This window comes from Rathayibacter sp. AY1F6, from assembly GCF_002932035.1.
Classification (GTDB): domain Bacteria; phylum Actinomycetota; class Actinomycetes; order Actinomycetales; family Microbacteriaceae; genus Rathayibacter.
In genome coordinates this window covers 1-11,994 of sequence record NZ_PSVD01000027.1, presented here as the reverse complement: position 1 = coordinate 11,994, position 11,994 = coordinate 1, and the positions used below count along the sequence as shown (strand labels likewise).

Sequence of the window (11,994 nt, the reverse complement as noted above, 5' to 3'; positions counted from 1 at the left end):
GGGCGTCAGCGGCTGGAGGCCCGGTTGGCGGACCGTGTCGCCGCGCGCTTGCGATGGGTGATGTGCTGCATCAGCTGGTTCTGCAGGTCGGCGAGCGGAGCGCCCTCCTCATCGAGGTGGTGCCGCGTCCAGTCGCCGTCCGGGCCGAGCCACCAGGAGGCGGTCCGCTCGTCCATCGCCCGCTCGAACATGTCGTCGATCTCGCTGAGGTGCGCCGGCTCGACGATCCGCACCAGAGCCTCGACGCGGCGGTCGAGGTTGCGGTGCATCATGTCGGCGCTGCCGATGAAGACGTCCGGCTCGCCGCCGTTGACGAAGCTGAAGATGCGGGAGTGCTCGAGGTAGCGGCCGAGGATCGAGCGCACGCGGATGGTCTCGGAGAGCCCCTCCTGGCCGGGCTTCAGCCCGCAGATGCCGCGCACCCACACGTCGACCGGCACGCCGGCCTGGCTGGCGCGGTAGAGCGCGTCGATCACGGACTCGTCGACGATCGAGTTGACCTTGATCCGGATGCCCGAGGGGCGCCCCGCGCGGGCGTTCTCGGTCTCGGCGGCGATCCGCTTGAGCAGGCCCTTCCGCAGGTGGCGCGGCGCGACGAGCAGGCGCTTGAACTTCTTCTCGATCGCGTAGCCCGAGAGCTCGTTGAACAGACGCGTGAGGTCCTTGCCGACCTCGGGGTCGGCCGTCAGGAGTCCGAGGTCCTCGTAGATGCGCGAGGTCTTCGGGTTGTAGTTGCCGGTGCCGATGTGGGAGTAGTGGCGGAGCACTCCGCCCTTCTCCTGGCGGATGACGAGCGCGAGCTTGCAGTGGGTCTTCAGCCCGACGAGCCCGTAGACCACGTGCACGCCCGCCTTCTCGAGCTTGCGCGCCCACGAGATGTTCGCCTGCTCGTCGAAGCGCGCCTTGATCTCGACCAGGGCGAGCACCTGCTTGCCCGACTCGGCCGCGTCGATGAGCGCCTCGACGATGGGGGAGTCGCCCGAGGTGCGGTAGAGCGTCTGCTTGATCGCGAGCACGTCCGGATCGGCCGCCGCCTGCTCGAGGAACGACTGCACGCTCGTCGCGAAGGACTCGTAGGGGTGGTGAAGGAGCACGTCGCCGCGGGAGACGGCCTTGAAGACGTCCTGCCGCTGGTTGGGCTCGCTGGGCGAGAGCTGCACCGCCGTCGTCGGGACGTGATTGGGGTACTTCAGGTCCGGGCGGTCGATCTTCTGCAGGCTGAAGAGCCCGCTGAGGTCGAGTGGGGCCGGGAGCTTGTAGACCTCCTGCGTCGTGATGTCGAGCTCGCGGACCAGCAGGCCCAGCGTCTCGTCGTCCATGTCGTCGGTGACCTCGAGGCGGATGGGCGGGCCGAACCGGCGGCGCAGCAGCTCCTTCTCGAGGGCCTTGATCAGGTTCTCGGTCTCGTCCTCGTCGACCTCGACGTCCTCGTTGCGCGTCACCCGGAACACGTGGTGGTCGAGGATCTCCATGCCGGGGAACAGGTCGTCCAGCTGGTTGGCGATCAGGTCCTCGAGCGAGATGAACCGCATCGGCTCGCCCGGCGCCGCGACTCCGGCGATCCTCACGAAGCGGGGGAGCATCTGCGGCACCTTGAGGCGCGCGAACTCGACCTTCTGCGTCTTCGGGTTCCGCACCCGCACCGAGAGGTTGAGCGAGAGGCCGGAGATGTAGGGGAACGGGTGCGCCGGGTCGACCGCGAGCGGCATCAGCACAGGGAACACCTGGGCCGAGAAGTAGTCGTCCAGCACGGTGCGCTCGGCGTCGCTCAGCTCGTCCCAGCGGACGAGGTCGATGCCGCCGTCGCGCAGGGCGGGCTCGACGAGCTCCTTGAACGCTCGGGAGTGGCGCTGCTGCAGCAGGTGCGCCTTCTCCGAGATGTCGGTCAGCACGTCGACCGGCACGCGGCCGATGTTCGTCGGCAGGGCGAGCCCCGTGAGGATGCGGCGCTTGAGGCCGGCGACCCGGACCATGAAGAACTCGTCGAGGTTGGACGAGAAGATCGCCAGGAAGTTCGCCCGCTCGAGCGCCGGAACCAGCGGATCCTCCGCGAGCTCGAGCACGCGCTGGTTGAACGCGAGCCAGCTCAGCTCCCGGTCGAGGTAGCGGTTGTCGGGGAGGAGCGGGTCCGAGTGCTCCTCCTCGTCGTCGAAGTCGTCGTCGAGGTCATCGCTGAGACCGTCTTCGAGAAGCAGGTTGTCGCCGTCCATGCGACCATCCTGGCACCGCGTCCGTCCGCTCCGCGCCGCCGCTCGTGAATGCCGGATGAACGGGGCCGGGTGAGGCCCTGTGGAGGAGTGCCGGCTCAGCGCAGCGGCGCGGCGCGCTGCAGGTACTGCACGTCGACGGAGGCGTCCGTGAACCCCAGCGAGCGGTAGAGCGCCACCGCCGACCGGTTCTCGGCCTCGACGTAGAGGTCGGCCGTGGTGCAGCCGCGCTCGAGCATCCGCGCGAGCCCGGCGTTCAGCAGGGTGCGGCCGAGTCCCCGTCCGGCCGCCTCGGGGGCGACCCCGAGGACGTAGATCTCGCCGGTCGTCGATCCGGGCTCGATCTTGAGCCAGTCGTAGCCGAGGAGCGTGCCGTCGGCGTCGCGGAGCAGGAGGAAGTCGCCCTCGTCGAACCACGGCTCGGCGCGGCGGGCCGCCAGGTCCTCCTCCGTCATCCGCCCCTGCTCGGGGTGCGCGGCGAAGATCCGCGCGTTCAGGGCGATCCACTCGGCCGGAGCGAGGTCGCGGGCGTCCGAGAGGACGACGCCCTCGGGGACGCGGACCTCGGGGGCGGCGAGCGGCTCGAGCTCGAGGTGCAGGAGGGTGCGCACCGGGGCGAAGCCGTGGGAGGCCGCGAGGGCCCGGGCGGCGGGGTGGTCGCCGTGCGCCCAGGCGAGCAGGCCCGTCCGGCCGCTCGCGAGGACCTGCTCCAGGGTCGCGGTGCCGAAGCCGACCCAGCGCCACTCCGGATCGACGACGAACTCCAGCTCGCCCTGCCCGAGGATCGCCGCCGCCACGACCACGTCCGCGCGCAGCCCCACGAGGAGGGTGCGCGAGCCGGCCCGGGCGTCGACGAGCGTCTGGTCGCTGAAGGGGGGCTGGTGGTCGAACCAGGCGGCGCGCCCGATCAGGTGCTCGAGGCCGGCCGCCACCGCGGGATCGGCCAGGTCCTCAACGGACAGGTTGAGCGACTCGCTCATTGTCCTCTTCGTACACGTTGAAGCGGTATCCGACGTTGCGGACCGTGCCGATCAGCGACTCCAGGTCGCCGAGCTTCGCGCGGAGGCGCCGCACGTGCACGTCGACCGTGCGGGTGCCGCCGAAGTAGTCGTAGCCCCACACCTCGCTCAGCAGCTGCTCGCGGGTGAAGACGCGCGAGGGGTGCGTGGCGAAGAAGCGGAGGAGCTCGAACTCCTTGAAGGTGAGGTCGAGCGGGCGCCCGTGCACCTTGGCGGAGTAGCTGGCCTCGTCGATCACGACGCCCGACGCCTGGATGCGCGAGGTCGACTGCTCCTGCGCCAGCCGGCCGATCACCAGGCGGATGCGGGCGTCGACCTCGGCGGGGCCGGCCGAGTCGAGGATGACGTCGTTGACGCCCCAGTCGGCCGAGACGGCCGTGAGCCCGCCCTCCGTGAGGATCAGGATGAGGGGGACGTTGATGCCCGTGGTCGTGAGGATCTTGCAGAGCGACTTGGCGCTGGCGAGGTCCTGCCGCGCGTCGACCAGGATCAGATCGCAGCTCGGGGCGTTCACGAGCTGGGCGGGCTCCGCGGGGATCTGCCGAGTCCGGTGGCTGAGGAGCCCCAGTGCGGGGAGCACCTCGGCGCCTCCCGCCGAGGTCAGTATCAACAACTGCGCCACGGATCCTCCAGAACTGGTCTGCCCGCAATACTAGCGGCGGGCCGGGAGGGGCGTCCGCCTGGGGCACAATTGTCGGATGGGCAGGGATCGGGTGGGCATCGGAGTCGTCTGGGCGCTCGCACTCGCGGGCTCCGTGCTGACGCTGGCGATCGCCGCTCCGGAGTCCCGGCAGCTCTGGCTCGCGCTGACGTTCGGCGGATGCGTGCTCGCGACCTTCGCGGTGCAGCTCGCCGTGGCCCGCGCCGAGGGGTACCTCCTCCGCGCGATGACGAGCATCGTCGGGGCGATGGCCGTGGTCGCGGTCGCGAGCGGGATCGCCCTCCTCCTCCCCGCCTGAGCGGTCGCGCCCTCCCTTCCCGAGCGCCCGGATCCGCACCGCCTGAGCGGCCGCGTCGGCCCCGCCCCTGCGTCGGAGGCGGCGGGTAGGATGAGCGCATGCTTCTCGCCCTGGAACTCTTCTACCTCGGTCTGCTCGGGCTCGCCTCCCTCGCCATCGCGTGGGTCTCCGGCGTGGTCGTCTACAAGCTCTACCGCGGCCAGCGCTAGCCGCCGCCGGAGCCCGAGTGATCTCGCTTCCGTCGGGCCTGCCGCCCGAGCTCGTCCCCCTGTCCTGGCTGCTCGGCGTCTGGGAGGGCTCGGGCGTCATCGACTACACGATCGGCGACGACTCCGTCCAGGCCGAGTTCGGCCATCGCATCAGCTTCAGCTACGACGGCCTCCCGTACCTCAACTACAACTCCTACACGTGGCTGATCGAGGAGGGCGCCGAGGAGGCGCCCCGGCCGCTGGTCACCGAGACCGGCTACTGGCGCCTCAGCCGCGCTCTGACCGACTCCGACGCGGGCCCGGGAATGCTGCCCGGCCGCGGCGCACCCGCCTTCCCCGACGCGGAGTCCGTCGAGACGCTGCGCAACGCCGCCGGTGGCTTCGACATCGAGGTCTCGCTCGTGCACCCGGACGGGGTCAGCGAGCTCTACCTCGGTCAGGTCAAGGGGCCGCGGATCGACCTCGCGACCGACGCGGTGATGCGCACCGCCGCGGCGAAGGACTACGCCGCCGCCACGCGCCTCTACGGCCTGGTCGACGACCACCTGCTGTGGGCGTGGGACATCGCCGCGCTCGGCCAGGGCCTGCGGACCCACTCCTCCGGACGGCTCGCCCGTGTCGACTGACGCGCTCTCCCCGCTCCTGGCCGCCCCGGGCGCGGTCGCGACGACGAGCGCCGCCGAGCCCGGCGTCGCCGCCCACTACGGCGAGCCCTTCCGCGAGCAGCGCGCTCTCGCCGCGGGCACCGCGCTCGTCGACCTCTCCGGCCGCGGCGTCGTGACCGTCACGGGGCCGGACCGTCTCACCTGGATCGACTCGCTCACCAGCCAGGCCGTCTCGCGCCTCGCTCCCGGCGCGTCCGCCGAGACGCTCCTGCTCGACCCGACCGGCCGGATCGAGCACGTCATCCGCCTCGTCGACGACGGCGAGACCGCCTGGCTCCTGCTCGACCGCGACGAGACGGCCGGCCTGGCCGCCTGGCTCGACCGGATGCGCTTCATGCTCCGCGTCGAGGTCGCCGACCGCACCGACGACTTCGCGACCCTCGCCGCCCTCGGCGACGGGCCGGCCCTGACGCTCGCTCTGTCCCTGGCCGAGGAGCCCGTCGTCTGGAGCGACCCGTGGTCGCAGGTCCAGCCGGGCGGCTGGCAGTACGCGCTGACCACAGAGCACCCCGGGGCCTCCTGGGAGCTCCGCGAGGTCCTGGTCCCGCGAGCGGCCCTCGAGGCCCTCGCGGAGACGGCCGTCGGGGTGGGAGTGGCCCTCGCCGGGGTCGACGCCCTCGAGGCGCTGCGCATCGCCGCCTGGCGCCCGCGCCACGCGACCGAGGTCGACGAGCGGTCCATCCCGCACGAGCTCGACCTCCTCCGCTCGAGCGTGCACCTCGCCAAGGGCTGCTACCGGGGCCAGGAGACGGTGGCGAAGGTGCACAACCTCGGCCACCCGCCGCGGCGCCTGGTCCTGCTGCAGCTCGACGGCTCCGACTCGGTCCTCCCCGCCCACGGCGACGTCGTCACGGCGCTCAAGGGCGGCGAGCCGGTCGAGGTCGGCACGGTCACCTCCAGCGCCTGGCACTACGAGGACGGACCGGTCGCCCTCGCGGTCGTCAAGCGGAGCGTCCCGGTGGACCTCGAGCTGACCGTGCTGGCCGGCGACTCGCGCGTGGCCGCGGCCCAGGAGGTCGTGGTCCCTCCCGGAGCCGGAGCGGAGGCGGGAGTGCCCCGCCTGCCCCGCCTCGGGGCGACGACCAGGTAGGCCACGCCGTGGTGGCCGCACGTCCCGCCGAGCGGGGCCGGGCGGCCGAGCGGCTGCGCGGTCTCGTCCGGACCCCCGAGCTGAGTCCCGCGCGCGCCCTCGCCCGCGCGGGGGCGTCGCTCCCCGCCGTGCTGCAGATCGTGCTCGCGGCGACCCTCGCCTACTCCGTCGCGCACTTCCTCCTCGGGCACCCCTCGCCGGTGCTGGCGCTGACGGCCACGATCTCGAGCCTCGGCATCGCGCGCGACACCCGCCCCAAGCAGGTGGCCGAGACAGCGACGGGGATGCTCATCGGCATCACGGCCAGCGAGGTCCTGCTCCTGCTATGGGGGAGCGGCGTCTGGCAGCTCTCCGTCGTCCTCGCGATCGTCTTCACGCTCGGCCGGGCCCTCTCGCCCTCGCCGGGGTTCGCCGTGGCCGCCGGGACCCAGGCGATGCTGGTGATGGTCCTCCCTGCGCCGGACGGAGGCGTCTTCACCCGGAGCGTCGACGGCCTGATCGGTGGGCTCGCGGCGCTGCTCTGCACGGCGATCGTGCCCCGCACGCCGCTGCGCACAGCGCGGGCCGAGGCGCACCGGCTCCTCACCGCGCTCAGCCGGACCGTGGAGGAGCTGGCCGAGGCGCTCCGCCGGGGCGACTCCTCGGCGTCCACCGCAGCCCTCGAGCGGATCCGCGGGACGCAGCCGGTCATCGACGGCTGGACCGCGGCGCTCGACTCCGCGACCGGCGTCGCCCGGATCTCGCCGTTCGTCCGTCGGCACCGCGGCGAGCTCTCCCGCCAGGCCGTGATGCTGTCCGCGCTGGACCTCGTGACCCGGAATCTGCGCATCGTCGCGCGCCGCACCGACTTCCTCGTCGGGGACGGCGCCCCGCGGCCGGCGCTCGCCGGAGCGGTCGCCGCCCTCGGCCCGGGCATCGCGCTGCTCGGCCGCGCGGTCGTCGATCCGTCGGTGCTCACCCTGGCGCGTCAGGACCTCGTGCTGCTCGCGACCACGCTCGACCCCCAGCGGCTGATCCCTGAGGCGCGCCTCGCCGAGAAGACGGTGCTCGTCCTGCTCCGCCCGCTCGTCGTCGACCTGCTCACGGCGACCGGCGCCGCTCCCGCCGAGGCGCGGGCCGCCCTGCCCCCGCTCGCCTAGGGCTCAGGAGGTCCGGCGCTCAGGCCCGGCGCTCAGGCCCGGCGCTCAGGCCCGGCGCTCAGGAGGAGGGGGCGACCGCCTCCCACGCGACCGTCACCTCGCCCAGGCGCCAGCGCCGCGGCCCGCCGAGGACCGGCCACTCCGGCCGGAGGTCCCGGACCGCCGCGATCCAGCGCTGACCCGGACCGTAGACGGCGAGAGGGGCGTTCAGCGTCCACGCCCGCTCGAGGGCGGAGAGGAAGGCGTGCACGCCCTCGCCGGGCACGTTGCGGTGGATGAGGGCCTTCGGCAGGCGCTCGGCCGCCGTCATCGGCGAGGGGATCGCCGCGAGCCGGAGCGAGAGGGTCAGCGAGCGCGGGCCCTCCCGGCCGACCTCGATCCAGGTGCAGATGCGGCCGATCTCGTCGCAGGTGCCCTCGACCAGGACGCCGTCGGGCTGCAGGCGGTCCGTCATCGTCGCCCAGGCTCCCCTAACCGCGTCCTCGTCGTACTGGCGGAGCACGTTGAAGGCGCGGATGACGCCCGCCCGCCGCCCCGCGGGCAGGGGCACCTCGAAGCCGCCGCGCTCGAAGCGCACGCGCGCGTCCGCGGGGAACGGCGTGCCGCCCTCCCTCACCCGGGCGAGCTGGCGCCGAGCGGTGTCGACCCGTGCGGGCTCGATCTCGAGGCCGAGCACCTCGACGTCGGGCGCGGCCTGGACGAGCCGGCGGTGCAGCTCGAGCGTGGTGACCGCGCTCGCCCCGAAGCCGAGATCGACGACGAGCGGGGAGGCGGTGCTGCGCAGGACGGGCAGCTCGGCGAGCCGGCGGTCGACCCGGCGGAGGCGGTTCGTGCCCGTCGTTCCGCGGGTGACGGCTCCGATGGGCATGCTCTCCAGCGTATCCGCGGGCGAGGGGGCCGCCTCTAAGCTGGACGCATGTCCGAGACCTACACCCTCATCCTCGTGCGCCACGGCAACAGCGAGTGGAACCAGAAGAACCTCTTCACCGGCTGGGTCGACGTGCGCCTGACCGAGCAGGGAGTCGCGGAGGCCACCCGCGCCGGCGAGCTGCTGACCGAGGCGGGCCTGCACCCCGACATCGTCTACACGTCGCGCCAGACCCGTGCGATCCAGACCGCCAACATCGCCCTCGAGGTCGCCGACCGCCTGTGGATCGACGTCAAGCGCTCCTGGCGCCTCAACGAGCGCCACTACGGCGCCCTGCAGGGCAAGGACAAGGCGCAGACCCTCGCCGAGTACGGCCCCGAGCAGTTCCAGACCTGGCGCCGCTCCTTCGACGTGCCGCCGCCCCCGCTCGACGACGACGACCAGTACTCGCAGGCGCACGACGAGCGCTACGCCGACCTCGGCGACGCCCTGCCCCGCACCGAGTCGCTGAAGCTCGTGATCGAGCGGATGCTCCCGTACTGGGAGTCCGACATCAAGCCGGACCTCGCCTCGGGCAAGACCGTCATGATCACCGCGCACGGCAACTCCCTCCGCGCGCTGGTGAAGACGCTCGACGGCATCTCGGACTCGGACATCGCGGAGCTCAACATCCCGACCGGGATCCCGCTCGTCTACGAGCTGAACGAGGACTTCGAGCCCATCGGGGAGGCGCGCTACCTCGACCCCGAGGCCGCGGCCGCCGGTGCCGCCGCCGTCGCCGCCCAGGGCGCCAAGAAGTAGCACCGCCCCGCACGCGCGAACGGCCCGCCCGAGTCCTCGACTCCGGCGGGCCGTTCCCGTCCGCAGCTCCGACGGGGACGGCACGGACACGTCCGGCCCGCAGGAGACGATCGTTCCTGCGGGCCGGACGGTGAGACGGGCCGGAGCCCGAGGTGTCGACTAGGAGTAGTCGCCCGAGATCAGGTACTGGACCTTCTTGGCGATCGACACGGCGTGGTCGGCGAAGCGCTCGTGGTAGCGGCTGGCGAGGGTCGCGTCGACGGTGTCCGCTGCCTGGCCCTTCCACGCCTCGCTGAGCACCTTGTCGAAGACGCTGACGTGCAGCTCGTCGATCTTGTCGTCCTCGTCGCGGATCTCCTCGGCGATGCGCGGATCCTGCGAGCGGAGCAGGTCGGTCAGCTTGTGCGCGACGACCACGTCGAGGCGGCCCATCTCGACGAACGTCGGACGCAGGCTCTTGGGGACCACCTTGTCGGGGAAGCGGTAGCGCGAGAGCTGGGCGATGTGCTCGGCGATGTCGCCCATCCGCTCGAGCGACGCGCTGATGCGCAGCGCCGAGACGACGATCCGCAGGTCGCGGGCGACCGGGTTCTGCCGGGCGAGGATGTCGATCGCGAGCTCGTCGAGGCTGATGGCCAGCTCGTCGATGCGCGCGTCGCTCGCGATGACCTCCTCCGCGAGGGTGACGTCGGAGTGGTTGAACGCCTGGGTCGCCTTCTCGATGGCGATCTCGACGAGTCCGGAGATCTCGACGAGTCGTTCCTGGACCTCGGCCAGCTCCTGCTGGAAAACTTCGCGCATCTGTGTTCGACCCTCTCTACGGCGCGCGCGGACGACGGCGCCGGATCTGCGGCGAGCACCTCGCACGCCGCTGCGACTGCACTCCGTGGGCGCAGGCGCAGTCATGATGACCACGGCAGGTTAACGGACGGTGCCGGGCGTTTGAACAGTACTCGACCCCCGGAGGATCGACGGGCGTCCGGTAGGGGGACGCCCGGTGGATGGTTAGCCTGGGTCCGTGGATTCGGGCTTGATCGTGGTTCTGTCGCTCGTTCTCGGTGTCGCGATCGGGATCCTTCTGACGACCGTGCTCACGCTCGCCGCCCGCCAGGGCCGCATCGCGCAGGACGTGATCTCGGTCGGGCTCCCCGAGGGGATCGAGGCGATCATCGACGCCGTCGGCTCGCCCGCCTTCGTGACCGACCCGTCTCACAACGTGCTGAAGGCGTCCACCCGCGCCGTCGCGCTCGGCCTGGTCTCGCAGGACACGCTGCTCCACCCCGACCTCGCCGCCATCGTCGACCGCGTCCGCCGCTTCGGCGACGACATCGTCCAGGACCTCGAGCTCGCGACCAGCCCGCTCTCCGACGCCGCCGTGACGCTCGTCGTCCACGCGACCCGCCTCGGCTCCCGCTACGTCCTCGTCATCGCCGAGGACCACACCGAGGCGCGCCGGCTCGAGGCCGTCCGCCGGGACTTCGTCGCCAACATCTCCCACGAGCTGAAGACCCCGATCGGCGCCGTCGGCCTGCTCGCCGAGGCCCTCGACTCCGCCGCCGACGACCCCCAGCAGGTGCGCCGCTTCGCGCACCGGCTGACCCAGGAGTCGCACCGCCTCGCGAAGATCACGCGCGAGATCATCGAGCTCTCCCGCCTCCAGGCCGCCGACGTCGCCGGCTCCGCCGAGATCATCCGCGTCGACGACGTCGTCACGGCGGCGCTCGAGACCACCCACGTCATGGCGGAGTCGCACGACGTCACCCTGGTCAAGGGCGGGATGAAGAAGGCCTACGTCGTGGGGCAGGAGAAGATGCTCGTCTCGGCGCTGCACAACCTCCTCGCCAACGCCATCCAGTACTCGCCCGCCGGCTCCCGCGTGGGCATCGGCGTCCGCTCCACCGGCGGAGTCGTCGAGATCGCCGTCACCGACCAGGGCATCGGCATCCCGGAGGAGGACCTCGACCGGGTGTTCGAGCGCTTCTACCGCGTCGACCAGGCCCGCTCCCGCCACACCGGCGGCACCGGCCTCGGCCTCAGCATCGTCAAGCACGCCGTGCAGAACCACGGCGGCGACGTTCGCGTCTGGTCCAAGCCCGGCCGCGGCTCCACCTTCACCATCCGGCTCCCCGAAGCCGACCCCGCCCGGACGCCCTTCGCGGCGACCGCCCCGATAGGAGAACACGCGTGACCAGCATCCTGCTCGTCGAGGACGAGAGCGCCCTCAGCGAGCCCCTCAGCTACCTGCTCGAACGCGAGGGCTACGACGTCACCGTCGCCGAGGACGGCAACCGCGCCGTCGCCGCCTTCGACGAGGGCGACTACGACCTGATCCTCCTCGACCTCATGCTGCCCGGCATGCCCGGCACCGAGGTCTGCCGCGAGATCCGCACCCGCTCCTCCGTCCCGATCATCATGGTCACCGCCAAGGACTCCGAAGTGGACATCGTCGTCGGCCTGGAGCTCGGCGCGGACGACTACGTCACCAAGCCCTACTCCACCCGCGAACTGCTCGCCCGCATCCGCGCCGTCCTCCGACGCCGCACCGAGGAGCCCGGCGAGGAGCGGATCGTCGTCGCCGGCCCCGTCCGCATGGACATCGAACGCCACACGGTCGAAGTCGACGGCGTCGAGACCCCGATGCCCCTCAAGGAGTTCGAGCTCCTCGAGATGCTCCTCCGCAACGCGGGCCGTGTCCTCACCCGCGGCCAGCTCATCGACCGCGTCTGGGGGAGCGACTACTTCGGCGACACGAAGACCCTCGACGTCCACGTCAAGCGCATCCGCTCCAAGATCGAGAAGACGCCGAAGGAACCGGTGCTCCTGGTTACTGTCCGCGGCCTCGGCTACCGCTTCGACGCTTGATCGCGGGCCCTGGCGGGGCGATCTGCGGCGTTGTCGTCGGTTGCGATACCGCTGGTATCGCGCCCTCCTCCGCCTTGCAGCTCACCCCGCCAGGACCCGCGATCAAGCGTCGAAGCGGTAGCCGAGGCCGCGGACAGTAACCAGGAGCACCGGTTCCTTCGGCGTCTTCTCGATC

General features: G+C 71.9%; 12 protein-coding genes. 7 read left to right on the top strand and 5 right to left on the bottom strand.

Annotated features, from left to right (window positions below; genetic code table 11):
- Positions 1 to 5: 5 nt before the first annotated feature.
- The 3 genes from C5C44_RS15145 to C5C44_RS15135 form a co-directional block, all read right to left on the bottom strand.
- Positions 6 to 2,210 (bottom strand): RNA degradosome polyphosphate kinase, encoded by a 2,205-nt coding sequence (locus C5C44_RS15145; RefSeq protein WP_104224702.1) that lies wholly within the window; start codon positions 2,208 to 2,210, stop codon positions 6 to 8.
- 95 nt (positions 2,211 to 2,305) lie between these two features.
- Positions 2,306 to 3,187, bottom strand: coding sequence for a mycothiol synthase (mshD, locus tag C5C44_RS15140; RefSeq protein WP_104336132.1), 882 nt, complete (start codon positions 3,185 to 3,187; stop codon positions 2,306 to 2,308).
- Positions 3,159 to 3,848 (bottom strand): winged helix-turn-helix domain-containing protein, encoded by a 690-nt coding sequence (locus C5C44_RS15135; protein WP_104224700.1) that lies wholly within the window; start codon positions 3,846 to 3,848, stop codon positions 3,159 to 3,161. Before C5C44_RS15135 ends, mshD begins: the two co-directional genes overlap by 29 nt.
- A 76-nt stretch (positions 3,849 to 3,924) precedes the next feature.
- On the opposite strand from C5C44_RS15135, the gene C5C44_RS15130 reads away from it, so the two are divergent.
- The 4 genes from C5C44_RS15130 to C5C44_RS15115 all read left to right on the top strand — a co-directional run bounded on the left by C5C44_RS15130 (position 3,925) and on the right by C5C44_RS15115 (position 7,288).
- Complete coding sequence (locus C5C44_RS15130) at positions 3,925 to 4,185, top strand: hypothetical protein (RefSeq protein WP_146076503.1); 261 nt, start codon at positions 3,925 to 3,927, stop codon at positions 4,183 to 4,185.
- Between the two features lie 226 nt (positions 4,186 to 4,411).
- On the top strand, positions 4,412 to 5,020 hold the full coding sequence (locus tag C5C44_RS15125) for an FABP family protein (RefSeq protein WP_104224698.1): 609 nt from the start codon (positions 4,412 to 4,414) through the stop codon (positions 5,018 to 5,020).
- The gene (locus tag C5C44_RS15120; RefSeq protein ID WP_104324497.1) at positions 5,010 to 6,149 is read left to right on the top strand and encodes a folate-binding protein YgfZ; all 1,140 of its coding nucleotides are present in this window, start codon (positions 5,010 to 5,012) and stop codon (positions 6,147 to 6,149) included. Before C5C44_RS15125 ends, C5C44_RS15120 begins: the two co-directional genes overlap by 11 nt.
- Positions 6,150 to 6,157: 8 nt before the next feature.
- Positions 6,158 to 7,288: an aromatic acid exporter family protein gene (locus C5C44_RS15115; RefSeq protein ID WP_104336131.1), complete on the top strand. Its 1,131-nt coding sequence runs from the start codon at positions 6,158 to 6,160 to the stop codon at positions 7,286 to 7,288.
- 58 nt (positions 7,289 to 7,346) lie between these two features.
- Here the strand turns inward: C5C44_RS15115 and C5C44_RS15110 are convergent, their stop codons facing one another.
- The gene (locus tag C5C44_RS15110) at positions 7,347 to 8,156 is read right to left on the bottom strand and encodes a class I SAM-dependent methyltransferase (RefSeq protein WP_104336130.1); all 810 of its coding nucleotides are present in this window, start codon (positions 8,154 to 8,156) and stop codon (positions 7,347 to 7,349) included.
- A gap of 48 nt (positions 8,157 to 8,204) precedes the next feature.
- Between C5C44_RS15110 and C5C44_RS15105 the strand changes: the two genes are divergently transcribed.
- A complete protein-coding gene (locus C5C44_RS15105) occupies positions 8,205 to 8,957 on the top strand; it encodes a phosphoglyceromutase (RefSeq protein WP_104224694.1) in 753 nt (250 codons plus the stop codon).
- A gap of 159 nt (positions 8,958 to 9,116) precedes the next feature.
- Here the strand turns inward: C5C44_RS15105 and phoU are convergent, their stop codons facing one another.
- On the bottom strand, positions 9,117 to 9,758 hold the full coding sequence (gene phoU / locus C5C44_RS15100; RefSeq protein ID WP_104224693.1) for a phosphate signaling complex protein PhoU: 642 nt from the start codon (positions 9,756 to 9,758) through the stop codon (positions 9,117 to 9,119).
- Between the two features lie 217 nt (positions 9,759 to 9,975).
- On the opposite strand from phoU, the gene C5C44_RS15095 reads away from it, so the two are divergent.
- On the top strand, positions 9,976 to 11,145 hold the full coding sequence (locus C5C44_RS15095) for a cell wall metabolism sensor histidine kinase WalK (protein ID WP_104224692.1): 1,170 nt from the start codon (positions 9,976 to 9,978) through the stop codon (positions 11,143 to 11,145).
- Positions 11,142 to 11,819, top strand: coding sequence for a response regulator transcription factor (locus C5C44_RS15090; RefSeq protein ID WP_104227263.1), 678 nt, complete (start codon positions 11,142 to 11,144; stop codon positions 11,817 to 11,819). Before C5C44_RS15095 ends, C5C44_RS15090 begins: the two co-directional genes overlap by 4 nt.
- Positions 11,820 to 11,994: the final 175 nt, after the last annotated feature.

Coding starts and splice junctions, on each gene's coding strand:
- C5C44_RS15145 (WP_104224702.1), bottom strand. CDS start 2,210: ATGGACGGCGACAACCTGCTTCTCGAAGACGGTCTCAGCGATGACCTC.
- mshD (WP_104336132.1), bottom strand. CDS start 3,187: ATGAGCGAGTCGCTCAACCTGTCCGTTGAGGACCTGGCCGATCCCGCG.
- C5C44_RS15130 (WP_146076503.1), top strand. CDS start 3,925: ATGGGCAGGGATCGGGTGGGCATCGGAGTCGTCTGGGCGCTCGCACTC.
- C5C44_RS15110 (WP_104336130.1), bottom strand. CDS start 8,156: ATGCCCATCGGAGCCGTCACCCGCGGAACGACGGGCACGAACCGCCTC.
- C5C44_RS15105 (WP_104224694.1), top strand. CDS start 8,205: ATGTCCGAGACCTACACCCTCATCCTCGTGCGCCACGGCAACAGCGAG.
- phoU (WP_104224693.1), bottom strand. CDS start 9,758: ATGCGCGAAGTTTTCCAGCAGGAGCTGGCCGAGGTCCAGGAACGACTC.